Below are 23,015 nucleotides of genomic sequence, written 5' to 3'. Positions count from 1 at the left end.
GATCAGTTCAGCAGTTCGACGACGGTGGCGTTGGCGGTGCCGCCGCCCTCGCACATGGTTTGCAGGCCGTAGCGAATGCCGTTGTCGCGCATGTGATGAATCATGCGGGTCAGCAATACCGCGCCCGAGGCGCCGAGTGGATGGCCGAGCGCGATGGCCCCGCCCAGCGGATTCATCCGGCCGAGGTCGGCGCCGGTTTCGGCCAGCCAGGCCAGCGGCACCGGCGCGAACGCCTCGTTCACTTCGAACACGCCGATCTCGGCGAGCGACAGCCCGCACCGGCGCAGCACCTTCTCCGTCGCCGGGATCGGGCCGGTGAGCATCAGCACCGGATCCGCGCCGGTCACCGCGCCACCGCGATAGCGGACCAGCGGTGTCAGCCCCAGGTCTCGTGCCTTGTCCGGGGTGGTGATCAGCACCGCGGCCGCGCCGTCGGAGATCTGCGACGAGTTGCCGGCGTGGATCACCCCGTCCGCGCGAAAGGCCGGTTTCAGCCGGGCCAGCGTATCGGCGGAGGTGCCGCGGCGAATGCCCTCGTCGGCGCCGACCGTGGCCGAACCGGCGGGCACGTCGACGATCTGGTCGTCGAAGGCCCCGCGGTCGACGGCCGCGGCCGCCAGTTCGTGCGAGCGCGCGGCGTAGTCGTCGAGACGGGTGCGGGACAAGCCCCACTTCTCGGCGATCAGTTCGGCCGAGATCCCTGGTCGAAGGAGAAATCGTGATAGCGCGCACGGGCTTTCGGCCCGTACGGCATCCCGGTGGCGCGGGCCGAGCCCAGCGGCACCCGGCTCATCACTTCCACACCGCCGGCGATCACCAGGTCCTGCTGTCCCGAGCCGACCACGGCGGCGGCGAAATCGACCGCCTGCTGGCTGGATCCGCATGCGCGGTTGATCGTGGTGCCGGGAACCGCTTCCGGCCAGCCCGCGGCCAGGACCGCATAGCGGCCGATATTCGACGACTGGTCGCCGACCTGCGAGACGCATCCCCAGATCACGTCGTCGACGAGCGCCGGATCCAGACCGGTGCGCTCGGCCAATGCGGTCAGCACCAGCGCGGACAGGTCCACGGGGTGGATATCGGCCAGGGCGCCGTTGCGTTTGCCGATCGGGGTGCGGACCGCCGCGGCGATGACTACCTCACGCATCTGTTCGACCTTCGTCGTCGGGCCGATCCGCACGGCGGATCGGCGGTCTGGTAACCGTCCAGCGGCCGGTGAACCGGGGCGGGCGTTTGTCGGCGAAGGCCGCGAACGCCTCCGGTGCGTCGGCGGTGGCGAAATTGATGCCCTGCGCCCGCGCCTCCCCGGCCAGCGCCTCCCGCAGACTGCGGTCGGCGCCCTCGTTGAGCAGGGCCTTGGTCTGAGCCAGCGCCACCGGCGGTCCCGCCGCCAGCCGCGCCGCCAGGTCGTCGACGAAGCCGTCGAGTTCGGCGTCGTCGCACAGCCACGTCACGAGGTTCAGTTCGCGCGCCTGTTCGCCGTCGATCGTCTCGCCCAGCAGCGCAAGCCTTTTCGCCTGTTGCAGTCCGGCGATCTTGGGCAGCAGCCAGGTGCCGCCCAGATCCGGGGACAGCCCGCGCCGGGCGAAGATCTGGGAGAACCGGGCCTGCGGGGTGGCGACGACGAAGTCGCAGCCGAGCGCCAGATTCCAGCCGGCACCCACCGCCACGCCGCGCACCTTCGCCACGGTCGGCATGGGTAGTTCGTGCAGGGCCAGCGCCACCTCGGTCAGCGCCCGCATCCGATAGGCCGGATGGGTGTTGTCGGGCGTGGAAATATCGGCGCCGGAACAGAATTCGCCACCCGCGCCGGTGAGAACCACCACGCGCACATCCAGATCTGTCGCAGTGGCGCGCAGCACGTCCTGCAGCGCCGCCCACAGTTCGGCGTCGATCGCGTTCTTGCGATGCGGCCGATTCAAGGTCAGCGTCCGCACACCCGCGTGATCGGCGCAGTGCAGGACCGGGTCATGCGAGACCATGACGGTGCTCCCGTTCCGGGCGGCGGCCACGCCCCCTGCCACGCACATGAGCGGCAGCCACCCCTGCGTCTCGGGGGCCGATCACGCCCGCCGCCCGCCATCGAGCGATCTCGCCTGCGCTGCAGCCGATTTCGGCCAGTACCGCATCGGTGTGCTCCCCCAGGCCCGGCACCGGGCCCATCGGCGGGTGGTAGCCCTCTATCACCGCCGGGGGCAGCAGGGACGGAATCGGCCCGTTCGGGGTGTCGATACCGCGCCAGCGGTCGCGCTCGGACAGTTGCGGGTGGGCCAGGACCTCGCTGGGCCGGTTGTAGCGCGCGTTGCCGATTCCGGCGGCGTCGGCGGACGCTTGGATGTCGGCCAGATCGTGTCGCGCACACCAGCTTCCGATCGCCTCGTCGAGCTCGGCGCGATGGGCGACCCGGCCGGGATTGGTGCGGAAGCGGTCGTCGGCGGCGAGACCCGGGCGTTCGAGGATGTCGCGGGCCAGCCGCTGCCATTCCCGGTCGTTCGTCGTGCCCAGCACCACGGTCTGCCCGTCGGCCGTCGCGTAGGCGCCGTACGGCGCCACCGCCGGTGAGCTCATGCCGAGGGGCTGCTGGTCGATTCCGCTGTGCCGTGCGTAGGTGAGGTGATAGCCCATCATCTCGGCCATGGTGTCGAACAGGCTCACCGATATCGCGGTGCCCGGGCCCGGCCCGCGCCGCAGCCGCCCGCACAGCGAGGCCACGATCGACAGGGCCGCGTACAGGCCCGTGGTCACATCCGCCACCGGCGGGCCGGGTTTGGCGGGCGCCCCGGCCGTGCCGGTCACCGCGCACACCCCGGCCTCGGCCTGGACCAGCAGGTCGTAGGCGCGTTTGTGCGACAGCGGCCCGCCCGCGCCGAATCCGTCGATGGTCAGCGAGATCAGATCCGGGTGCCGGCTCTCCACCTCCGCCGGGGACAATCCCAGCCGGCCCAGGGCTCCGGGGGCCAGATTGGCGACCAGCACGTCGGCGCGCTCCAGCAGGCGATGCAGGAGTTCCACGCCCGCGGGCGATTTCAGGTCGAGGGTCACCGATTCCTTCCCGCGGTTGACCCACACGAAATGCGCGGCCTGGCCCTCGACCACGTCGTCGTAGTAGCGGGCGAAGTCACCGCCGTCCGGGTTCTCCACCTTGATCACCCGGGCCCCGAAATCGGCGAGGGTGCGCGTGCACATCGGCGCGGACACCGCCTGTTCCAGCGCCACCACCGTGACCCCGGCGAGCGGGCCCGCCGCGTGCGGATCGATGATCATCACATCACCATGCCGCCGTCCACCGGCAGCACCTGCCCGGTGACGAAGGAGGCGGCGTCGGAGGCCAGGAAGACGAACGCTCCGGCCACCTCGTCCGGTTCGGCCCAGCGCCGCAACGGAATTCGGTTCAGCATCTGCGCGGCGAATTTCTCGTCGGTGCGGATGGTGGTCGTCATCGGTGTGGCCGCCAGCGGGGCCAGCGCGTTCACCAGGATGTTCTTGCGGGCCAGCTCGCGGGCCAGCGATTTGGTGATGCCCACGATCGCGGCCTTGGCGGCCGAATAGTTCACCTGCCCCAGGGTTCCGGTCAACCCGGCCGAGGAGGTGACATTGATGATGCGCCCGGTGCCGTCGGTGGGCAGATACGGCAGCGCCGCCTGCGCGCAGTTGAAGGTGCCCAGCGCGTGGATGTCGTAGAGGCGGCGCATCGAATCCACGGTGGTGGCGCCGAACATCGCGGGCGCCGTGACACCGGCGTTGTTGACCACGATGTGCAGTGCGCCGCCGGCCAGCGCCGCGCCCTGCTCGGCCGCGGAATCGGCGGCGCCGCGGTCGGATACGTCCAGCGCGCAACTCGCCGCCCGCCCTCCGGCGCCGACGATCTTGTCGGCGACCGCCGCCGCGGCGGCGGCGTCGATATCGGTGACCAGTACCGCGGCGCCGGCGGTGGCCAGCGCCTGCGCCACCGCCGATCCGATGCCGCCCGCGGCGCCGGTGACCATGGCCGCGCGGCCGGTCAGATCGAAAAGTCCTCGTGCCGGCATCAGTAGCTCCTCGGCAATCCCAATGTGTGCGAACCCAGGTAGTTCAAGATCATTTCCTGGCTGACGGGGGCGATGCGCATGACGCGCGCCTCGCGGAAGTAGCGGGCCACGTGGTACTCCTCGGCATATCCCATCCCGCCGTGGGTCTGCATGGCACGATCGGCGGCGGTGAAGCCGGCGTCGGCACACAGATATTTGGCCGTATTCGCCTCGCGGCCACAGGGTTTACCGTTGTCGTAGAGCCAGGTCGCCTTGCGCAGCACCAGTTCCGCGGCATCCAGATGGGCCAGCGAATCGGCGAGCGGGAACTGGATGCCCTGATTCATGCCGATCGGCCGGTCGAAGACCACGCGCTCGCCGGCGTATTTGACCGCCCGGTCCAGCGCGACGCGGCCGATGCCGAGCGCCTCGGCGGCGATGAGCATTCGCTCCGGATTCAGCCCGTCGAGCAGATACCGAAAACCCTCGCCCTCCTCGCCTACGCGGTCCTCGACCGGAATCCGCAGATCGTCGATGAACACCTCGTTGGAGGAGACGGCGTTGCGACCCATCTTGGCGATCGGGCGAATATCGATGTGGGCGCGGTCGATATCGGTGAGGAACAGGGTCATCCCGTCGGTTTTGCGCCTCACCTCGTCGTAGCCGGTGGTTCGGGTCAGCAGCAGGATCTTCTCCGATTCCAGCGCCTTGGAGATCCACACCTTGCGTCCGTTGACGATGTAATGGTCGCCGTCGCGGCGGGCGAACGTCGTGATCCGGCTGGTGTCCAGGCCCGCCCCCGGCTCGGTGACCCCGAAGCAGACGTGCAGGTCTCCGGCCGCCACCCGAGGCAGCGTCCGCCGCTTGAGCTCCTCGGAGCCGTGGCGGACCACCGGCTGCATGCCGAAGATCGAGAGATGAATCGCGGTGGCGGCGTTCATTCCGCCGCCCGAGCGGGCGACCTCCTCGGCGAGGATGGTCGCCTCGGTCAGTCCCAGGCCGTGGCCGCCGTACTCCTCGGGGATGGTGATGCCGAGCCAGCCGCCGGCGGCGATCGCCTGGTAGAACTCCGTGGGGAATTCGTGGTCCTGGTCCTTGCGCATCCAGTAGCGGTCGTCGAATTTTCGGCACAGTTCGGCTACCGCCGAGCGGATCAGCTGCTGATCCTCGGTCGGTTCGAATGTCATTCCGGCGGACATGCGCACTCCTGCTCTCCGGTCACCCCACCCCTCAGTCCGAGGCCGGCAGCGCCTTGGCCGCCTTGATCGTCATCGGAGTTCCGTCGCAGCGCAGTTCACCGGAACCCGAACTGGTACACAGCAATTCGACGGAATCGGCTGCGTCGACGTAGCGCTTGCCGATCAGTGTCACCGGTTCTCCCGCGGCGGGCGCGGCCGGTGGCGCGCTCGCGGCCGGAACCAGAGGGCTTCCGCCGCAGGTCAATACGGGACTGGCATCGGCGGGCGCGCGCACCACCACCACCTTGGTGCCGCAGACGGTGCTGGCGAGCTGTTCACCGGGACGCAGGGCTGCCATGCTCTCGACTCCTTTTCCTGGACTGTGCGACTAGAAAACTATCTTCTCATATTTGGAGAATCAACCTTCTACTTCTGCGCCGGGATCGGCTCCCGCTCGCTGCCCGCCGCTCTACCGAACAGGCGGCGCCGCCGGCAGCAGCGGCCGTCCGACGCTCCGTCCACCTCGCGCGGACCACTTCTGAGCAGGGAGTTTCCCGCACTTCGTGCCGAACGTTGACGAGTCGGCCCCTCACGTGAAAATCTATTGGTCCGTTGAGGAGAATGTCATTCTCCTGAATGAGAGGAGGAGAGGATGCGCCTGCCGCCCCTGCCGGCCGACCAATGGGACGATCGGACCCGCGGTGCCCTGGCCGCTCTGCTGCCACGTGCTCGGCGCAATCCCGACGGCGCCGGTCCCGCGATGTCGGCCCTGGCCAGACATCCGGACCTGGCCGAGGCGTATCTCGGCTTCGGCGTCTACCTGCTGTTCCGATCCACCTTGCCGCCGCGCGTGCGCGAGATCGCGATCCTGCGCATCGCGCACCGCCGTCAGTGCGCCTACGAATGGGCCCACCATGTCGCGATGGCCGATTCCACCGGCCTGTCCGACGCCGATGTCGACGGGATCCGCGACGGACGGCTCACCGGCGAGTTCGATCGGCTGTTGCTCGCGGCGGTCGACGAACTCGACGAGAAGTCGCAGCTGTCGGACACCACCTGGGCCGCGTTGAGCGACTACCTCGACGAACGCCAGCGGATGGATCTGGTCTTCACCGTCGGCGGCTACGCCATGGTCGCGATGGCCTTCAACACCTTCGGCATCCTGCCCGATCACGAGAGGTAATCCCTTGCCGCACTTCAGCAAACCAGCCGCCGGAAGCTGGACCGAGAACTATCCCGAACTGGGGACCGGCACCGTCGACTACACCGATTCGATCGACCCGCAGTTCTACGAGGACGAGCGCAACGCCATCTTCCGCAAGAGCTGGCTGTGCGTCGGCCGCGATGTGCTGCTGCCGCGCAAGGGCAGCTACTTCACCAAAGAACTGGCCTGCATCGGCACCTCGCTGATCATCGTCCGCGGCACCGACGACGTGATCCGGGCCTTCCACAACATCTGCCGCCACCGCGGCAACAAACTCGTCTGGGACGACTTCCCGAACGAGGAGACCTCCGGCACCTGCCGGCAGTTCACCTGCAAGTACCACGCCTGGCGCTACAACCTCGACGGCACGTGCACCTTCGTTCAGCAGGAGAAGGAATTCTTCGGCATGGACAAGGCGGACTACGGCCTCGCCGACGTGCGCTGCGAGGTGTGGGAGGGGTTCATCTTCGTCAATGTCGACCCCGACGCCCCGCCGCTGCAGGATTACCTCGGCCCGATGGTGAAGGGGCTGGAGGGATTTCCCTTCCACGAATTCACCGAGGTCTACAGCTACAAGGCCGAGGTGGGCAGCAACTGGAAACTGTTCATCGACGCGTTCGCCGAGTTCTATCACGCGCCGATCCTGCATATGAAGCAGGCGGTGAAGGACGAGGCCGACAAATTGGCCGACGTCGGCTTCGAGGCGCTGCACTACCAGATCGACACCCCCCATTCCATGGTGTCCTCGTGGGGCGGCATGGCCCCGCCGAAGGACCTCAACATGGTCAAGCCGATCGAGCGGGTGCTCCGCTCGGGCCTGTTCGGACCCTGGGACCGGCCCGATATCGAGGGGCTGGATCCCCTGCCCCCCGGGATCAATCCGTCCGGCCATCGCGCCTGGGGCGTGGACGAATTCGATGTGTTCCCCAATTTCGCGATCCTGGTGTGGGCGCCGGGCTGGTTCCTCACCTACAACTGGTGGCCGACCTCGGTGCGCACGCACATCTTCGAGGCCAACCTGTATTTCACACCCCCCAAGAACGCCCGCGAACGGCTGCGCCAGGAATTGACCGGCGTCACGTTCAAGGAATACGCGTTGCAGGACGCCAACACCTTGGAGGCCACCCAGACGATGCTGGAAACCAGTGTCGTCAAGGAATTCCCGCTCAACGACCAGGAAGTCCTGCTGCGGCATCTGCATCATGTCGCGCAGCGCAAAGTTCAGGAGTACCGCGATGCCAACGTCTGAGACGAAGAAACTGCCCGGGGAATTCGCCGAACTGGAGAAGTTCTCCGACTGGATCATCGACACCGAGCCCGAACGCTATCGCAAACGGCTCGCCTCCGATATGGCGCAGATGCAAGCGTTCTACGACGCCGCGTTCCCCCGGCTCGAGGAGGCGCTCGACTATCTGGACCAGTTTCCGCTCGACGAGATGCCCGACGACGCGAGGTATCTGACGCATCTGATGCAGTCGCTGATCATGGTGTCGTTCCCGGTCGAGGTGTGGAAGCAGCCGCGGGTGCCCGATTCGGGGGCGGCCTATCTGAATCTCGTGCGCGAGACGGTGGTGTAGGCCGATGCTGACGCTGAAGGCCGCCGGTGTCCTCGACATCGATTCCGGTGAGATCATGCGCCCCGGCGTGGTCCGGGTGGCAGACGACCGCATTGTCGGCGTGGGCGGCGCACCCGAGGGCGAGGTCGTCGATCTCGGCGATCTGGTGCTCCTGCCCGGTCTGATGGATATGGAAGTCAACCTGCTCATGGGCGGGCGCGGGGAATCCGGGCTGGCCTCCAGCGTCACCGACGATCCGGCCACCCGGGTGCTGCGGGCGGTGGGTAACGCCCGCCGCACCCTTCGCGCGGGGTTCACCACCGTGCGCAACCTGGGCCTGTTCGTCAAAACCGGTGGCTATCTGCTGGATGTGGCGCTGGGCAGGGCGATCGACAAGGGATGGGTGGACGGTCCGCGGATCGTGCCGGCCGGGCACGCCATCACCCCCACCGGCGGCCATCTGGATCCGACCATGTTCTCCGCCTTCATGCCCGACGTCCTGCACCTCACCATCGAGGAGGGCATCGCCAACGGCGTGGACGAGGTGCGCAGGGCCGTGCGCTACCAGATCAAGTACGGCGCACAGCTGATCAAGATCTGCGTTTCCGGTGGCGTCATGTCGCTCACCGGACCCCCTGGCGCACAACACTATTCGGACGAGGAACTGCGCGCGATCGTCGACGAGGCGCATCGGCGTGGCCTCAAGGTGGCCGCGCACACGCACGGTGCGGAGGCGGTCCGGCACGCCATCGCCGCCGGCATCGACTGCATCGAACACGGTTTCCTGATCGACGACGAAACCATCGCGCAGATGGTCGCCGCCCGCACCTGGCTGGTGCCGACCACCCGCCTGGCCGACGCCATGGACGTCTCCAAGGCCGATCCGGCGCTGCAGGCCAAGGCCGCGGAGATGTTCCCGAAGGCGCGCCTCTCGGTCAAGGCCGCCTACGACGCCGGGGTGCGCATCGCGGTCGGCACCGACGCGCCCGCCATCCCGCACGGCCGCAACGCCGACGAGCTCGTGGCACTGGTCGAACGCGGACTGGCACCGATCGACGTGTTGCGCGCCGGCACCATCAACGCCGCCGAACTCATCGACGCCGACGACCGCGGCCGGATCGCGCCCGGCCTGCTGGCCGACATCATCGGTGTGCCGGGCAATCCCGTCGACGACATCACCGTGACCCAGGACGTGCGATTCGTGATGAAAGGCGGAAAAGTGTATGTCCAGAAATGACGATCTGCTCGATATCCAGCAGCTGCTGGCGCGCTACGCGGTCACCATCACGAAGGGCGATATCGAGGGGCTGTTGAGCGTTTTCGCCCCCGACGGCACCTACAGTGCCTTCGGCGACACCTATAACCTCGACGTGTTCCCCGAGCTCGTCGCGGCCGCGCCCAAGGGCCTGTTCCTGACCGGATCACCGGTGCTCGAACTCGACGGCGACAACGCCTCCGGCACGCAGACGTTGTGCTTCGTCGAGCACTCCACCCACGACATGCGGATCGGTTACTACAGCGATACCTATGTCCGCACCGACGACGGCTGGCGGATCAAGACCCGCAGAATGACCTTCATCCGGCGCAGCGGCGACCACGATTCCGGTATCCCGCACGCATTCGACCGCCCTGCCGTGTGAGCGGCCCCGGCCCGAAAGTGACGTTCGCACACAGTGATCGAGGGAATCGCAGAGATGGGTACCACGGATATCGCGACGTTTCGGGACGGTCTGCGGCGATGGCTGGCGGACCACGACCTCACACCGGGCCCGGATCGCAGTCTCGACGGCCAGGTGGCCCAGCTGGCCCGGGTGCGGCGCGCCCTCTTCGACGCCGGCTGGATGCGCCACGGCTGGCCCGAACAGGTCGGCGGGCTCGGCGGGCCCGCGGTGCTGCGAGCGGTACTCGGTGAGGAAGTCGCCACCCGCGGCCTGGCCGAACCCGGCATCTACTCGATGGTGGAAGTGCTGGCGCCCACGATGATCTCCTACGCCCGGCCGGAACTGGCCGCCGCGATGGTGCCGGCGCTGCTGTCGGGGCGCGAACAGTGGTGCCAGGGGTTCTCCGAGCCGGGTTCCGGTAGCGATCTGGCGTCCCTGAGCACCAAAGCCGTTGCCGACGGCGACAAGTGGATCATCAGCGGACAGAAGGTCTGGACCAGCTTGGCACAGTACTCCGCCCGCTGTGTCCTGCTGACCCGCACCGCGCCGGGCCACGAGGGCATCACCGCGTTCTTCGTCGATATGGACTCCCCCGGGATCACCGTGCGCCCACTGCGGACCATGCACGGCGTCGACGAATTCGCCGAAGTGTATTTCGACGACGTCGTCGTGCCCGGCGATCGCATGCTGGGCAAGCCCGGGGACGGCTGGCGGGTGGCGATGGATCTGCTGCCGCACGAGCGGTCCACCTGCTTCTGGCACCGGATCGCCTACCTGTTCACCCGATTGGACGCCTTGATCGCGGACACGGACCTGCGCGACGACGCCGCACTGGGCGCTGCCTTTCTCGCGCTGCACACCGTGCGGTGCCGCTCGCACGCCACGCAGCGGCGGCTGGCGGACGGACAGCGGCTCGGTCCGGAGACATCGATCGACAAGGTGCTGCTGGCCACCGCCGAACAGCAGCTGTTCGACACCGCGCGCGACATGCTCCCGGGCGCAGTCGAATTCGACGACGAGGAATGGCGTACCGAATATCTGTATTCACGAGCGGCCACGATCTACGGCGGGACGGCCGAGATCCAGCGCAATATCATCGCGCGCCGCCTGCTCGATTTGGGCCGGGAATGAGGCGCGGATGACCATGGATGCCGACGAGATCGCTCTGCTGACCGACAGCCTGCGCGCCACCATGACCGGCAGCACGGGTGACGCACTGGATCACGCACTCCTCGACTTCGGATGGCTCGACCTGCTGACCGAATCCCCCGACGTAGCAATCCCTCTGGTATTCCGGCTGCTCGGTGAAACCGGCGCCCATGCTCCCGTGCTGAACGACGTCATCGCGCACGCCGCCGGCCGCGACCTGCCTGCCGGCGTCGCGCTTCCCTTTACCGGTGGCCGCTGGATCATGTGGGAGCGAACCGGCGTAGCTCCATCCGCTCCCGCTGTCCCCATCCGGACCGCTGTCGATCCCGAAGCTGATTCAATCGTCGGCACGCCGGGCGGTTCCCGGCCCGATGCGATGGACCCGACAGGTCGGTCGGCCACTGGTGCCGACCGCGACTTCGCCGCCGTGCGCGGTCGTCCCGATTCGGTTGCTGCACAACACTTTTCCGCACTCCCGGCGCTCGACCCCGAGCTACCGCTGCGCCGAGTTTCCGCGGGCGAGACGCTCCCCTTGGCCGAGGGCCGCCGCGCGCTCTCCTGGTGGCTGGCGGGAACGAGCCGCGCGATGCTGAACCTCGCCCGCCGCCACGCCCTCGACCGGGTCCAGTTCGCTCGCCCGCTGGCCGCCCACCAGGCCGTCCGGCACCGCCTGGCCGAAACGCTGGTAGCCATCGAGGGCGCCGAGGCCACCCTCGCCACCGCCGACACCGATCTCGGCGCGCTGCTGGCCAAGGCCGCCGCCGGCCATGCCGCCCGGATCGCCGCCCGCCACTGCCAGCAGGTCCTGGGCGGTATCGGGTTCACCGCCGAACACGACTTTCACCGGCACGCTCGCCGGGCTCTGGTCCTCGACGGATTGCTCGGCAGCGCAGCGGAACTGACACGCGAAGCGGGCGCCTGGGTACGCACGCGCGGCACCGCCCCGCGGCTCGCGCAGCTGTGAGATGTCTTCGGCCGGCGCTGTTCGCCCGGCGCTTGCGGTGCCCGGGGCCGAATAGATCGCGCAACCTCGACGAATAATGCGGAAAACCGCGCAATGCCCCGAGGTTTGCACGCCTGGTTCGGCATGAGCCGATCCGAGGCGGTGGCAGTGTTCATCGGCTGCGGATAGCTTGCAGTGGTGCACGACCACCTCGACGACGATCTCCGTTTCGCCCATGTCCTCGCCGATTCCGCCGACGCGGTGAATATGGACCGGTTCAAGGGCCTCGACCTCGCGGTCCGGGCAAGACCGGATATGGCCACGGTGAGCGACGCCGAGAACGCCGTGGAGAAACTCGTCCGCGGCCAGCTGCGCCGATCCCGCCCGCGCGATGCGGTCCTGGGCGCGGGTGACGGACTGGAGGGCGGCGGTCCGCGCTGCTGGGTGGTCGATGCCATCACCGGACTCGAGAACTATGTGCGCGGTGTGCCGGTGTGGGCCACGCAGATCTCCCTGCTGGAGGTCTCCGAGGGCGGATATCGCCCCATCGTCGGCGTTGTCTCCGCGCCCGCACTCGCCCGCCGCTGGTGGGCCGCGAAGGACCACGGCGCCTTCACCGGCCGCAGCCTGACCTCGGCGTCGCGCCTGCGAGTTTCCGGCGTTTCGACCCTGACCGACGCCTCGTTCGCCTACTCCACCGTCACCGCCTGGGCGGACGACGGCCGCCTGAACAGCCTTCTCACTCTGTCCCGCGACGTGTGGCGCACCCGCGCCTACGGCGAATTCTGGTCCTACATGATGCTCGCCGAGGGCGCGATCGACATCTGCGCCGATCCCCGCCTGTCGCCGGGCGATATGGCCGCCAACGCGATCATCGTCACCGAGGCCGGCGGCACCTTCACCGGCTTCGACGGCAACCCGAACCCGCTCAGCGGGAATGCGGCGGCCTCGAACGGGTTGCTGCACAGGAACTTTTTGGAGTATCTGAGCGACAACTGAATGGCATTCAGCACGCCGGACAACCTGCCGGACACTGGGGCGGACGAACGATCTTGCAGTTGGCCGACAGCGATGAACTGCTGGTGGCGTGGCAGCACACCGATGAGTTACGGACAGTGGAGAAGAAGCTCATCGCGAGTTTCGTCGACATGTACGGCGTCCGGCCCTTCGCGAACCGGACAGGGTGAGCGTTACCGACTCCGGAGACGGGCGGCCGGACCGCCTCCGCTGACGGGCACGATGTCCGGCCGCGATTCGGCGCCACCACGGTCGGCTCCGATCGCCGGTCCCGCATCTCCTCGGCCGGGACGCCGAGCCTGGCCGCCAACGCTCAGATACCGAAGTCGGCCAACGCGTTCAGGACTTCGTCCGCCAACTCGGGTCGGCAGATGAGCAGATCCGGCAGGTAGGGGTCGGGCTGGTTGTAGATCAACGGCGATCCGTCCAGGCGCGAGGTGTGCAGGCCCGCGGCGGCGGCCACCGCGACGGGGGCGCAGGAGTCCCATTCGTACTGCCCACCGGAGTGGGCGTAGATGTCGGCTTCGCCGCGCACGACCGCCATGGCTTTGGCGCCGGCCGAACCCATCGGAATGGTCTCGGCGCCGAGCGCGGCGGTGAGATGGTGCACGCAGGCGGGTGGGCGGCTGCGGGAGACGACGATGCGCGGCGGGCCGTCGTGGGCGGGCGGGAGTACCGGCGGCGCACCGGTTTCCAGCACCAGCCCGGGCACCGGAAGCGCGACGGCGCCGATCTCGGCGCGGCCGTCCACCGCCAGCGCCACGTGCACGGCCCAATCCGCTCGCGGGGGCTGCCCGTATTCGCGGGTGCCGTCGAGCGGGTCGACGATCCACACCCGGCTGCGGGACAGGCGAATCGGATCGTCGGTGCTCTCCTCCGACAGGACCGCGTCGTCGGGGCGCAGCTCCGCGAGCCGCTTCAGCAGCAGTTCGTCGGAACGCCGGTCGCCGACCGCACCGCCCTGGTCACGAATCTCGAGCAGGAGCTCGCCGGCTTCCCGGGCGAGCTCGGCGGCCACCGCGTGGTCGTCCATATTCGGTTCTCACTCTCCCGCCGGACGGCGAACCGACGCCGACCGGGCGCACCTGGCGCGCCGGCGTTCGGCCGGCGCTCGCATCGCCCCGCGGTGATCGGCGGGACCCTTGCAGTGTGCCAGCCGGTGCGGCCGCGGTGGCGTGCCCCCTGTCGCTGCGGGTCGATCAGGGGGCCGGAGCAGCCGCTCAGCAGGCGGGTGCGGTGCCGCCCTGCAACTTCAGCAGAGCGCAGAAGGTGGAGGCGGCGACCTTCCACTGCCCGTTCTCCTGCACGGCCTGCCCGGACTGATCCGGCAGCACCGGATTGCCGCCCATGAGCAGCGTGTAGGTGACATCGGCGTGGCCGGCGTCGACCGTGGCGACCTTCGAGACGGTGGCGGAGGTGCCCTGCGCCTGCGGATTGTTCGCCTGGGCGGCCAGCACCGGTGCGAACACGTCGCCCTTCTCCACCGCGGCCGCGCGTTTGTCGGCGGGCTGTTTGGCGTCGAAGAACAGCACGTAGGCGTCGGTGACGGCCTTGGTGGTCGCCGGGTCGGCCGCCGACGATCCGGCGGCGGGCGCCGCCGCCGAGGTGGTCGCCGCCGCGGCCGTCGTGGTCGAGGCGCTGCTGTCGGACTTGTCGTCACTACAGCCGGTGACGGTCGCCGCTGCGATCACCGCGATGCCGCACAGACTCGCCGCGCCGCGAATCATTCTGTTGCGCATGGATTTGCCCTTCACTCGATCTTCTGTTTCATCTCGTCCAGGTTGACCAGAATCGGATAACCGTTGACGCTCAGCGCATTACCGTGCCCGGTCTGGTGCACGTCGAACACCGACTGGATGGCCGCGTAGAAGCCCTGCACATCGAGGGTCTGGTTGACCGCGCGCTTGGCCTGGCGCAGACCGAACGGCGGCATCGCGGCGATGCGTTCGGCCAGTGCCCGGGTGCGGGCGTCGAGGTCGGCACGCGGCACGACACTGTTGACCATGCCGATCTGTTCGGCCTCCCGCGCGGTGACCGCCCGCCCGGTGAACAGGATCTCCTTGGCCTTGCGCGGACCCAGTTCCCACGTGTGCCCGTGGTATTCGACGCCGCCGATCCCCATCATCACCACCGGATCGGAGAATTGTGCGTCTTCGGCGGCGACGATCAGATCGCACGGCCAGCACAGCAACAGACCACCCGCGATGCAGCGGCCCTGCACCGCGGCGATGGACGGCTTCGGGATGTTGCGCCAGCGCAGCGAGAATTCGAGGTACTTCCTCGATTCGATGGCGTAGATGCGTTCGAGGGTGATCGTCGACGGGTCCGGCCACGACCGGTCCTTGAGATCGTGTCCGGCGGAGAAGTGTTTCCCGTTGGCGCGCAATACGATCACCGCGACATCGTCGTCGGCGCCGGCCTTCTGCCAGGCCGCATCCAGTTCTTCCAGTAGTTCGCCGTTCTGGGCATTGGCTGCCTCCGGGCGGTTGAGCGTGATGGTCGCGATCTTGTCGGCGACCTCGTATTCGATGTACGACATGGCGACTCCTCAGCCTCGGGGCAGGCCGAGCACGCGCTCGGCGATGATATTGCGCTGGATTTCGGATGTGCCGCCGGCGATCGTGCCGGCGAAACTGCGGGTATAGCGTTCGAACCAGCTGGCGCCGAAGGCATCCAGATTCAACGGGTTGAACGCCGAGGTCCGCGCCGGGTGGATCAGGCCATCGGCTCCCTGCGCGCGCAGCGCGTGTCCGGAGGCGGTCTGCACCGCCTCGGAACCGAAGACCTTCAGCACCGACAGCGCCGCCACATCCTGTTCGCCGCGCGCGGCCCGGGCCAGCGCCGCCGAACCCAGCAACCGCAGGGCGTAGCTGTCCATGATCAAACTGGCGTAGTGATCGCGATCGAGCACCGTCTGCGGAGCGAAATCGGCAGCGAGTTCCTCGAGCCGGTCCGCGTAGGACAACCACAGCAGTGTGCGTTCGTGTCCGAGTGAACCGTTGGCGACACCCCATCCGCCGTGCAGCGGGCCGACCAGATTCTCCACCGGCACCCGCACGCCTTCGAAGAACACCTCGTTGAAATCCAGATCGTGCGGACCGCAGACCGAGGCGAACGGCCGGCGCGTCACGCCGGGGGTATCGGTAGGGATCAGCAGCACGCTGATGCCCTTGTGTTTCGGCGCGTCCGGGTCGGTACGCACGAAGGTCAGCAGCACGTCGGCGTCGTGGGCGCCGGAGGTCCACACCTTCTGCCCGTCGACGACGAATTCGTCGCCGTCGCGCACCGCCCGGGTTCGCAGACCGGCCAGATCCGAACCCGCGCCCGGTTCGCTCATGCCGAGTGCGGCGGTGATCTCCGCGCGCAAAATCCTTCTCGCCCATCGGTTTTTCTGTTCCTCGGTGCCGAACGACAGCAGCGAGGCGGCGACGATTCCGACGCCCTGCGGATTGAAGCTGTGATAGATACGCCGATCCGACAGCTCCCGCAGATGCACGTACTGCTGCAGGATGGTGGCATTGCGCCCGCCGAATTCGGGCGGATTGCCGGGCAGCAGCCAGCCGTGATCGAACTGCAGCCGCTGCCAGTCCCGCGCCCATTCGGGCACGTCGGCGCTGGAATGCGACCGCCGCCGGCGCGCGGTGGCCGCATCGGGCAGATGCGCGTCGAGGAAGGCCACGAATTCGGCCCGGAACTCCTCGACGTCGTCGTCAAATCTCAGTCGCACGGCACTCCTCGGCGATCAGCGCCCGGTGTTCGGCCGCACCGCCGAGCATCAGCTCGCCGGCCTGGGCACGTTTGAGCGCGAATTGCAGGTCGTTCTCCCAGGTGAAGCCCATGGCTCCGAACAGCTGTAATCCGTTGCGGAACACCACGTTCTGACACTCCCCCGCGGCGGCCTTCGCCATCGAGGCCGCCAGCGCCCGGCGCGGATCGTCCTCGGCGATGGTCAGCGCGGCGAAATAGGCCAGCGCCCGGGCCCGCTCGATCGCCACGTGCATATCGGCGGCCTTGTGTTTGACCGCCTGCAGCGAGCCGATCGGCACGCCGAACTGGTGGCGGGTGCGCACATGGTCGAGCACCAGGTCCAGGATCCGCTGACAGGCGCCGACAACGGTCAGAGCCATTCCGGTGGCTGCGAACTGACGCGCCCGCGCCACATCCACGGTGCTGCGCCGATCGTGTCCGGCGCGCACGCCGTCGAAGCGCACCTCGGCGATATGCAGCACGGGATCGAAGACCGCACTGCGGCGCACCTGCACCTCGGCGGCCGGCACCACGAACACACCGGCCCTGGTCACCACCGCGAACTGTTCGGCGCGGTCACCGTCCAGGACGTGGTGCGCGGTGCCGCCGAGCACCCACCCGTCGGCGTCGAGGACCGCGTTCACACCGTCGTACACGGCCGTGCCCGACAGCGCGGAATCAGCGAATTCCGGTGCCAGCGGCGCGAATTGGGTCATCGTGGCCAGATACGGCGTCGGATCGGTGGCCCGGCCCAGTTCCTCGAGAACGATCGCCAGCTCGACAGCGGCCGCGTCCCCGGTCAATTCGGTCCAGCCCAGCCCGATGTAGCTGCGCCACAGAGGCATCGGGTCGCCGTCCTTGTCGGCGATCTCCCGGATCAGCGTCGCCGGGCATTGTTTGCCGACCACCTCGCGCACGGTGTCGCGCCAGAGTCTTTGTTCGGAGTCGAACTCCAAAAGCATCCCGGACCGCCTCTCTGGCCACTAGACTGCCTACCGACGCGAGAATATCATTCTCCACAACAGAAAGTAACAGTCTCTCGTGCCGTTCCCGAACACGCGCCCTCGGTGCCCGGGAACATGACATTCTCCGGTACAGTGCATTCATGTTCTGCACACATAACCAAGGACCGAGCCGACCGTGAGCAGCCCCAGCGAAGAGCCCGCCTGGAAGCAACGCGCCGTCGAGCGCTCGATCCGGACCGCGAAATTGCGTGCCGAACAGCGAGTACAGCGCTTCCTCGACGCGGCGCAGGCCATCATCACCGAGAAGGGCACCACCGACTTCACCGTGCAGGAAGTGGTGGACCGCTCCAAACAATCGCTGCGCAGCTTCTACCTGCAGTTCGACGGTAAACACGAACTGCTGCTGGCCCTGTTCGAGGATGCGCTCAGCCGCACCGCGGACCAGCTGCGCGCGGCCGCCGACGGGCAGGACGATCCGATCGACCAGCTCCGGGTGACCATCGAGCTGCTGTTCGAACTGAGCCGACCGGATCCGACCGCGCAGCGGCCGCTGTTCACCGATTTCGCGCCGCAGCTGCTGGTTTCGCATCCCGCGCAGGTGAAGGTGGCGCACGCGCCGCTGCTCAGCCTGATCACGGAGTTGATGGAGAAGGCCCAGGCACAGGGCCGGTTGCGCAAGGATCTCAACGCGCGCCGGACCGCGGCGATGGTCATGCAGACGGTGATGTTCACCGCGCAGTCCACCGGCGGCACCGACGAGGAGACCACCCACCCCATCACCGCCGAAGAGGTGTGGAACTTTTGCGCCCACGGCTTTGCGCAAGACTGAGAATTTCATTCTCGTAATCGAGAAGGTCGCTTACACTCGGATTCATGCCCGATCTGTGGAGCGACCTTCTCGCTTGTCTCGACCTGCGTTCGGTTCCGGCCGAGGACGACCGCGATACCGCGGTGTTCGCCGGCCCCAACCAGAGCCTGGGGTACTACCGGATCTTCGGCGGCCAGCTGCTGGCGCAATTCGTGCGCGCCGCTCAACTGGCCTGTCCGGACAAGTCCGTCAAATCGCTGCATGCGCTGTTTCCCCGCGAGGGTAAACCGGACGAGGCGCTGCGGTACCGGGTGCAGGTCCAGCATCAGGGGCGGACCTTCGCCTCGGCGACGATACTGGCCGAGCAGGCATCGGGAATCGTTGCCACCGCGGCCATTTCCCTGCACGCCGCCGACGACGGGCCCGAACAGCAGGCGACCGCACCGATCGGCCCGCTGCTGTCGGCCGAGCACAAAGCCGGATTCGACATCATCCCGTGGGAGACCCGCACGAACGTCGACCTCGACGACACCGGTTCGGCCGCACCGGAATTCGAGTTCTGGATGCGAACACCGGCCGCGGACGCCGCGCTCGCACCGGCCTTGACCGGCTACGCCACCGACCTCACCCTGATCAGCACCGCACTGCGCCCGATCGAGGGGGTGTGCCAGCGCGGCAACGGCACAGCGTTCCGCTCCGCGGTCACCAGCCACACCCTCTGGTTCCACCGGCCGTTCCGCACCGACGACTGGCTGTTGCTGCGCCAGGACAGCCCGGTGATGGCGCAGGGCCGCTGCTTCGGCCGCGGGGACGTCTTCACCGAGAAGGGTTCGCTGGTCGCGTCTTTCGCCCAGGAAGCCATGGTGCGGTTCCGGTAAATCGCGGAGCATCATGCCGCACAGCACATCCGGTTCGACACCGAATCGCGGCACACGGGGTGCTCACACGCCGCGCGGGGACAACTCGATCAGCGGAATCAGTCGGGCCGTGCGTTTCTGATAGTCCGCGTAACCCGGATAGGCCCCAACCACCTGCGGCCACCGCGTCTCGCGTTCGGCGGGGGTGAGTACGCGCGCGGTCATGGGGCGCGACGCCCCGTGCTGGAACGACACCTCGACCCGCGGTTCGGCGCACAGATTGTGATACCAGGCGGGCGAGATCGTGTCTCCGCCCCGGGACGCCACGATCAGGTAGCGCTCGCCGTCCACGATCGGGACGGTGAGTACCACGGTGTGTGCCCGGCCGCTGCGCCGGCCGACGGTGGTGAGGGTCAGCGTGGGCATGTTCTTGAAGCGGGTACCGAACCGGCCGCCGGTGACGTCGAGCAGTGTGCGGTGCAGGCTGGTCACGGTCTTCAGGCGCAGGTCGGTGGCGATGCGGCGAGTGTCGGGCACGGAAGCTCCTCGGTCGGAAGGACGGTCGAGTACAACGGTCCGCATCCGGCTTGTGAGCGACCAGTAACCGATCAGTGGTCCAGACGCGCGCGGGCGGCGTCGATCCATCCCCGGTTCGCGCAGCGCTCGGCGATGCGCAGGGCGGCGCGGCAGTGTTCGGCGGCGAGCTCCGGATCGCCACACAGCGCGGCCAGGTCTGCCAGTACGAGATCGACCGGGCCGACGGTGAACGATCCGGTGTCGGCGCCACCGAGACGATCGCGATAACGCAGCAGGTCCCGGTAGAGCGCGGCCGCCTCCTCCGGCGTTCCCAGTACCGCGATCACCATGCCGCGCAGGGTGAGGAACAGCGAACGGAACAGGTCTTCCGGGATCGGTCGTGCGCGGCGCCGGACCCGCGCCGCCGCATCCCGATCCCCGGCGGCGAGCAGGACGAGTGCGTGGAAGTCGACAGTGGCGTCCGCGGTATCCGCGTCGGCATCCCGGGCGAAGGCCGCGATCGTCTCGGCCAGCTCCCCGGCCCGGCCCTCGTACAGGCGGACGGTGAACAGCGCCATGAGCGGGAGCGTGCCGGCATTGAAAATGCCTGTGCGAGCGAGTAATTCAGCGGCCTCCAGATAGCGCCGCTCGGCGTCCTCGGCGTCGCCGCCCACCAGCGCCAGCAGTCCGCGCGCCATCGCGTTCGCCGCCTGCGCTTGCCGCCACTGATACCGGTCGGCCGGCACGGTGGCCGCCTCCAGGTGTGCCCGAGCCGCCTCGGGATCGCCGGCGAAGGCGGCCGCCTGCAGCGCTACGGTATGGCCGAGCAACAGATAGGCGTGGTGATCGTTGCGGCGCCCGATCTCGATCAGTTCGGCGCCGAGCGCGCTGCGATCCGGACTGTCGTAGAGCGAGGCCCGCGCCTGCAGCGCCGGTGCGAGCAACGTGTCGTCGCCCAGGTCGCGGGCGATTGCCTCGGCGTCGGCGGCAACCCGGCGCGCCCGGTCGAGTTCCGCGCCACCGATCTCGTCGACCAGGGCGACCGACAGCCGGCACCGGTCGGCAGCTGAGAGGCCGTCCCACCGCAGCGCGGTCTCGATGCGGGCGACCACAGCGTGGTCGACGACTCCGTAGCGCCGGTTCATCCAGGGTGTCGGGGCGTCCCAGGCGGTGAATGCCCGCACCAGCAGGTCGGGCCGGTCGGCGTGCTCGGCCAGCGTCGCGGCGCGGTCGCGGGCTGCGCGCGCGGCGAGGCCGGCGCCGCACACGAGGTGGCTGCGGGCGGCTCGGCACAGCAGTTCCATCCGCTCGTCGACGGTGTCGCCACCGGGATGACGTTCCAGTGCGAGGGCCGCGCGTTCGTATCCCGCGGCCGCGACGTCGTGGGCAAAGCGCCGCTCGGCCCGCTGCGCCGCGGCCACCGCGTAGTCGGCGGCCCGGCGGGCGGTCTGCGGTGTCACCGATTCCCCGTAGTGGTGGGCAATGGCGGTGACATCGTCCGGATCGATCTCCTCGATCGCGGCGCCGATGCGGCGATGCCAGCGGTCGCGGCGGATCCGCGACAGATCCCCCAGCAGCGTGTCCCGCACCAGCACGTGGGCGAAACGCGCCCGCCCGCTGGCGGGCTCGTCCAGGAGTCCGGCCACTACTCCGGCCTCGACCGCGTCCAGCACCTCGTCCTCACCCACCTCCGCCGCCCGCACCAGGACCGCGAGGTCGAACTCGCGGCCGATCACCGCTGCCAGGCGCAGGACGGACACGGCCGTCCCGGGAAGCCGGGACAGTCTGCGGCGCAGCACATCTCGCACGCCCTCGGGGACCTCGGCTGCGGCGACCAGCTCGCCTTCACTCTGCACCAGGCGCGCGATCTCGATGAGATAGAACGGATTGCCGCCGGTGCGATCGTGCAGCGTCGCCATCAGCGGGTCCGCGGGTGCACTTCCGGTGAGAGTGCCGACCAGCCGGGCGCTGTCGGCTACTCCGAGGCCGCGCAGCCGGATTCGTGCCCGGACGGTGGTCGCCGAGCTCGCCAGCGCATCGGCCAGCACGGGCGGCACCTCGTCGGGCCGATAGCCGATCACCACGAATGCGGACGCCCGGGTGGTCACGGCGGCGAGCATCGCCGCGGTCTCGGCGTCGCCGCGGTGGGCGTCGTCGAGCAGAATCGCCAGGGGTCGCGCCGTCGCGACCGCGGTGAGATAGTCACCCACCGCCCGATGCAACAGGAAACGACCGTGCTCGCCGTCGGCCCGATACGGGCCCGCGCCGTCGGTGAGCAGCGGGGCGAGTACCGGCGCCAGCTCGCCGGGATCGTGCTGGGCGGCCAAGGCACGCAGAATCTCGACCCACGGCCACGCCGACGGGGCGGCCTCGTCCTCCGGGCAGCGACCGATCACCACGCGATATCCCGCGTCACGCAAGTCGTCGCGAAGACGTTGCAGCAGAGCCGATTTCCCGCTGCCCGCCTCGCCTGTGACGGTCGCCGTGCGTGGTCCCTCGCCCCGGGCAGCCGCATGCAGCGCGGCGAGTTCGGCATCGCGCCCGAACAATACCGTCGCCGCGGACGCCGGGACCGGGTCGGGCGATGGGCGCGATTCCGCGATTACTCTCTCCTGCACCGGGATTCGCTGCGCGAGGATATCGGTTTCCAGCCGCGTCAGCGCCGGTCCCGGATCGATGCCGAGTTCGTCGGCGAGGACCTCGCGCGCCTGCCGCAGTGCGGCGAGCGCGTCGGCTTGGCGTCCGGCCCGATATCGCGCCAGCGCGGTGAGCCGCCACGCCTCCTCGCGCAACGGATGTTCCCGGGCCAGCACGTCGGCTTCGGCCGCGGCCAGCGCCGGTTCGTCCTGCTCGAGCAGCGTCGCCGCCAGCTGTTCGCGAGCACTGAGCCGCAGTTCCTCGAGCCGCGCCGCCTCCGCGGCCGCCCAGGCCTCCTGCGCATAGGCCCCGTACGCGGGACCCTGCCAGCGGGCCAGCGCCTGTTCGAGTGCGCGGCGGCGTCGCTGTGGATCGGTCTGCTGTGCCGCTGAATCCAGCTCGGCACCGAACAGCCACGCGTCGACTGCCTCGGTGTCGAGCCGCAGCGCATATCCGGGGGCGCGGCTGATCAAGACGGTCGCCGGTGCGCGCGGCGCCCGTTCCGGCTCCAGCAGCCGCCGCAGATTGGAGACGTACGCCTGCAGCGAGCCCAGCGCCCGCGGCGGCGGCTCACCCCGCCACAGATCGTCGATCAGACGGTCGACCGGCACGACCTCGCCCCGGGCGACCAGCAGCCGGGCCAGCACGCCGCGTTGCCGCGGACCGCCGAGGTCGAGTTCACCGTGCTCGCCCGACGCGGTCAACGCTCCGAGGACCCGAATCCGAACCATGATCCGCAAAGTCTAGGACGGCACCCACCAAGTGCGTCT

Annotated in this window: 23 protein-coding genes and 1 pseudogene; 11 read left to right on the top strand and 13 right to left on the bottom strand. The window is 68.8% G+C overall.

The window, feature by feature from the left end; all coding sequences use genetic code 11:
• Positions 1 to 2 precede the first annotated feature (2 nt).
• The 6 genes and pseudogenes from NE2_RS12915 to NE2_RS12890 all read right to left on the bottom strand — a co-directional run bounded on the left by NE2_RS12915 (position 3) and on the right by NE2_RS12890 (position 5,543).
• Positions 3 to 1,147: pseudogene (locus NE2_RS12915) on the bottom strand (thiolase family protein).
• A complete protein-coding gene (locus tag NE2_RS12910) occupies positions 1,140 to 1,982 on the bottom strand; it encodes an enoyl-CoA hydratase/isomerase family protein (protein ID WP_063026190.1) in 843 nt (280 codons plus the stop codon). Before NE2_RS12910 ends, NE2_RS12915 begins: the two are co-directional and overlap by 8 nt.
• The gene (locus NE2_RS12905) at positions 1,969 to 3,264 is read right to left on the bottom strand and encodes a CaiB/BaiF CoA transferase family protein (protein ID WP_084494001.1); all 1,296 of its coding nucleotides are present in this window, start codon (positions 3,262 to 3,264) and stop codon (positions 1,969 to 1,971) included. Before NE2_RS12905 ends, NE2_RS12910 begins: the two co-directional genes overlap by 14 nt.
• Entirely contained in the window at positions 3,264 to 4,028 is a 765-nt protein-coding gene (locus tag NE2_RS12900; protein WP_063026144.1) for an SDR family NAD(P)-dependent oxidoreductase, read from the bottom strand. The genes NE2_RS12905 and NE2_RS12900 overlap by 1 nt, the downstream gene beginning before the upstream one ends.
• Complete coding sequence (locus tag NE2_RS12895; RefSeq protein WP_030516362.1) at positions 4,028 to 5,206, bottom strand: acyl-CoA dehydrogenase family protein; 1,179 nt, start codon at positions 5,204 to 5,206, stop codon at positions 4,028 to 4,030. Before NE2_RS12895 ends, NE2_RS12900 begins: the two co-directional genes overlap by 1 nt.
• A 31-nt stretch (positions 5,207 to 5,237) precedes the next feature.
• Positions 5,238 to 5,543: a hypothetical protein gene (locus NE2_RS12890; protein WP_030516361.1), complete on the bottom strand. Its 306-nt coding sequence runs from the start codon at positions 5,541 to 5,543 to the stop codon at positions 5,238 to 5,240.
• Positions 5,544 to 5,837: 294 nt separating this feature from the next.
• Between NE2_RS12890 and NE2_RS12885 the strand changes: the two genes are divergently transcribed.
• From NE2_RS12885 to NE2_RS37450, 9 genes are all read left to right on the top strand, one after another.
• Positions 5,838 to 6,368 (top strand): carboxymuconolactone decarboxylase family protein, encoded by a 531-nt coding sequence (locus tag NE2_RS12885; RefSeq protein WP_063026143.1) that lies wholly within the window; start codon positions 5,838 to 5,840, stop codon positions 6,366 to 6,368.
• Positions 6,369 to 6,372: 4 nt separating this feature from the next.
• Positions 6,373 to 7,638: an aromatic ring-hydroxylating oxygenase subunit alpha gene (locus NE2_RS12880; RefSeq protein WP_063026142.1), complete on the top strand. Its 1,266-nt coding sequence runs from the start codon at positions 6,373 to 6,375 to the stop codon at positions 7,636 to 7,638.
• Positions 7,625 to 7,966 carry a hypothetical protein gene (locus tag NE2_RS12875; RefSeq protein ID WP_063011771.1) on the top strand — a complete coding sequence of 114 codons (342 nt, stop codon included), beginning with the start codon at positions 7,625 to 7,627 and terminating at the stop codon, positions 7,964 to 7,966. Before NE2_RS12880 ends, NE2_RS12875 begins: the two co-directional genes overlap by 14 nt.
• A gap of 4 nt (positions 7,967 to 7,970) precedes the next feature.
• The gene (locus NE2_RS12870; protein WP_063026141.1) at positions 7,971 to 9,182 is read left to right on the top strand and encodes a metal-dependent hydrolase family protein; all 1,212 of its coding nucleotides are present in this window, start codon (positions 7,971 to 7,973) and stop codon (positions 9,180 to 9,182) included.
• Positions 9,169 to 9,585 (top strand): nuclear transport factor 2 family protein, encoded by a 417-nt coding sequence (locus NE2_RS12865; RefSeq protein ID WP_063026140.1) that lies wholly within the window; start codon positions 9,169 to 9,171, stop codon positions 9,583 to 9,585. The genes NE2_RS12870 and NE2_RS12865 overlap by 14 nt, the downstream gene beginning before the upstream one ends.
• Positions 9,586 to 9,639: 54 nt before the next feature.
• Positions 9,640 to 10,737: an acyl-CoA dehydrogenase family protein gene (locus tag NE2_RS12860; RefSeq protein ID WP_063026189.1), complete on the top strand. Its 1,098-nt coding sequence runs from the start codon at positions 9,640 to 9,642 to the stop codon at positions 10,735 to 10,737.
• 61 nt (positions 10,738 to 10,798) lie between these two features.
• Positions 10,799 to 11,719, top strand: coding sequence for an acyl-CoA dehydrogenase family protein (locus NE2_RS37060; protein ID WP_373862245.1), 921 nt, complete (start codon positions 10,799 to 10,801; stop codon positions 11,717 to 11,719).
• Between the two features lie 177 nt (positions 11,720 to 11,896).
• Complete coding sequence (locus tag NE2_RS12850; RefSeq protein ID WP_063026187.1) at positions 11,897 to 12,697, top strand: inositol monophosphatase family protein; 801 nt, start codon at positions 11,897 to 11,899, stop codon at positions 12,695 to 12,697.
• A 59-nt stretch (positions 12,698 to 12,756) separates the two neighbouring features.
• Complete coding sequence (locus NE2_RS37450) at positions 12,757 to 12,885, top strand: hypothetical protein (RefSeq protein ID WP_267888181.1); 129 nt, start codon at positions 12,757 to 12,759, stop codon at positions 12,883 to 12,885.
• 143 nt (positions 12,886 to 13,028) lie between these two features.
• On the opposite strand, the gene NE2_RS12845 is transcribed toward NE2_RS37450, so the two are convergent.
• From NE2_RS12845 to NE2_RS12825, 5 genes are all read right to left on the bottom strand, one after another.
• Positions 13,029 to 13,748 (bottom strand): 3'(2'),5'-bisphosphate nucleotidase CysQ, encoded by a 720-nt coding sequence (locus NE2_RS12845; RefSeq protein ID WP_063026139.1) that lies wholly within the window; start codon positions 13,746 to 13,748, stop codon positions 13,029 to 13,031.
• 187 nt (positions 13,749 to 13,935) lie between these two features.
• On the bottom strand, positions 13,936 to 14,454 hold the full coding sequence (locus NE2_RS12840; RefSeq protein ID WP_063026138.1) for an MTB12 C-terminal domain-containing protein: 519 nt from the start codon (positions 14,452 to 14,454) through the stop codon (positions 13,936 to 13,938).
• An 11-nt stretch (positions 14,455 to 14,465) separates the two neighbouring features.
• Positions 14,466 to 15,254, bottom strand: a complete 789-nt coding sequence (locus NE2_RS12835; RefSeq protein ID WP_063026137.1) for an enoyl-CoA hydratase — start codon at positions 15,252 to 15,254, stop codon at positions 14,466 to 14,468.
• Positions 15,255 to 15,263: 9 nt separating this feature from the next.
• Positions 15,264 to 16,442, bottom strand: coding sequence for an acyl-CoA dehydrogenase family protein (locus tag NE2_RS12830; RefSeq protein WP_063026136.1), 1,179 nt, complete (start codon positions 16,440 to 16,442; stop codon positions 15,264 to 15,266).
• On the bottom strand, positions 16,426 to 17,424 hold the full coding sequence (locus NE2_RS12825; protein ID WP_063026186.1) for an acyl-CoA dehydrogenase family protein: 999 nt from the start codon (positions 17,422 to 17,424) through the stop codon (positions 16,426 to 16,428). The genes NE2_RS12830 and NE2_RS12825 overlap by 17 nt, the downstream gene beginning before the upstream one ends.
• 178 nt (positions 17,425 to 17,602) lie before the next feature.
• Here NE2_RS12825 and NE2_RS12820 point away from each other — a divergent pair, with 178 nt between their 5' ends.
• Together NE2_RS12820 and NE2_RS12815 are read left to right on the top strand one after the other, a co-directional pair.
• Positions 17,603 to 18,256 carry a TetR/AcrR family transcriptional regulator gene (locus NE2_RS12820; protein ID WP_063011759.1) on the top strand — a complete coding sequence of 218 codons (654 nt, stop codon included), beginning with the start codon at positions 17,603 to 17,605 and terminating at the stop codon, positions 18,254 to 18,256.
• A 44-nt stretch (positions 18,257 to 18,300) separates the two neighbouring features.
• Positions 18,301 to 19,113, top strand: coding sequence for an acyl-CoA thioesterase (locus NE2_RS12815; protein WP_063026135.1), 813 nt, complete (start codon positions 18,301 to 18,303; stop codon positions 19,111 to 19,113).
• A 63-nt stretch (positions 19,114 to 19,176) separates the two neighbouring features.
• On the opposite strand, the gene NE2_RS12810 is transcribed toward NE2_RS12815, so the two are convergent.
• Both NE2_RS12810 and NE2_RS12805 read right to left on the bottom strand, forming a co-directional pair.
• Positions 19,177 to 19,629, bottom strand: a complete 453-nt coding sequence (locus tag NE2_RS12810) for a nitroreductase/quinone reductase family protein (protein ID WP_307617684.1) — start codon at positions 19,627 to 19,629, stop codon at positions 19,177 to 19,179.
• A 71-nt stretch (positions 19,630 to 19,700) separates the two neighbouring features.
• Complete coding sequence (locus tag NE2_RS12805; protein ID WP_063026184.1) at positions 19,701 to 22,976, bottom strand: ATP-binding protein; 3,276 nt, start codon at positions 22,974 to 22,976, stop codon at positions 19,701 to 19,703.
• Positions 22,977 to 23,015: the final 39 nt, after the last annotated feature.

Origin of the sequence: Nocardia elegans NBRC 108235 (genome assembly GCF_001612845.1) — a bacterium.
GTDB lineage: Bacteria > Actinomycetota > Actinomycetes > Mycobacteriales > Mycobacteriaceae > Nocardia > Nocardia nova.
This window is presented reverse-complemented; position numbering and strand designations above follow the sequence as displayed.

What these genes read in the sequence shown, in the direction of transcription:
- NE2_RS12910 (WP_063026190.1), bottom strand. Translation starts at nt 1,982, where the DNA reads ATGGTCTCGCATGACCCGGTCCTGCACTGCGCCGATCACGCGGGTGTG.
- NE2_RS12905 (WP_084494001.1), bottom strand. Translation starts at nt 3,264, where the DNA reads ATGATCATCGATCCGCACGCGGCGGGCCCGCTCGCCGGGGTCACGGTG.
- NE2_RS12900 (WP_063026144.1), bottom strand. Translation starts at nt 4,028, where the DNA reads ATGCCGGCACGAGGACTTTTCGATCTGACCGGCCGCGCGGCCATGGTC.
- NE2_RS12895 (WP_030516362.1), bottom strand. Translation starts at nt 5,206, where the DNA reads ATGTCCGCCGGAATGACATTCGAACCGACCGAGGATCAGCAGCTGATC.
- NE2_RS12890 (WP_030516361.1), bottom strand. Translation starts at nt 5,543, where the DNA reads ATGGCAGCCCTGCGTCCCGGTGAACAGCTCGCCAGCACCGTCTGCGGC.
- NE2_RS12885 (WP_063026143.1), top strand. Translation starts at nt 5,838, where the DNA reads ATGCGCCTGCCGCCCCTGCCGGCCGACCAATGGGACGATCGGACCCGC.
- NE2_RS12875 (WP_063011771.1), top strand. Translation starts at nt 7,625, where the DNA reads ATGCCAACGTCTGAGACGAAGAAACTGCCCGGGGAATTCGCCGAACTG.
- NE2_RS12870 (WP_063026141.1), top strand. Translation starts at nt 7,971, where the DNA reads ATGCTGACGCTGAAGGCCGCCGGTGTCCTCGACATCGATTCCGGTGAG.
- NE2_RS12865 (WP_063026140.1), top strand. Translation starts at nt 9,169, where the DNA reads ATGTCCAGAAATGACGATCTGCTCGATATCCAGCAGCTGCTGGCGCGC.
- NE2_RS12860 (WP_063026189.1), top strand. Translation starts at nt 9,640, where the DNA reads ATGGGTACCACGGATATCGCGACGTTTCGGGACGGTCTGCGGCGATGG.
- NE2_RS37060 (WP_373862245.1), top strand. Translation starts at nt 10,799, where the DNA reads ATGACCGGCAGCACGGGTGACGCACTGGATCACGCACTCCTCGACTTC.
- NE2_RS12845 (WP_063026139.1), bottom strand. Translation starts at nt 13,748, where the DNA reads ATGGACGACCACGCGGTGGCCGCCGAGCTCGCCCGGGAAGCCGGCGAG.
- NE2_RS12840 (WP_063026138.1), bottom strand. Translation starts at nt 14,454, where the DNA reads ATGCGCAACAGAATGATTCGCGGCGCGGCGAGTCTGTGCGGCATCGCG.
- NE2_RS12835 (WP_063026137.1), bottom strand. Translation starts at nt 15,254, where the DNA reads ATGTCGTACATCGAATACGAGGTCGCCGACAAGATCGCGACCATCACG.
- NE2_RS12825 (WP_063026186.1), bottom strand. Translation starts at nt 17,424, where the DNA reads ATGCTTTTGGAGTTCGACTCCGAACAAAGACTCTGGCGCGACACCGTG.
- NE2_RS12815 (WP_063026135.1), top strand. Translation starts at nt 18,301, where the DNA reads ATGCCCGATCTGTGGAGCGACCTTCTCGCTTGTCTCGACCTGCGTTCG.
- NE2_RS12805 (WP_063026184.1), bottom strand. Translation starts at nt 22,976, where the DNA reads ATGGTTCGGATTCGGGTCCTCGGAGCGTTGACCGCGTCGGGCGAGCAC.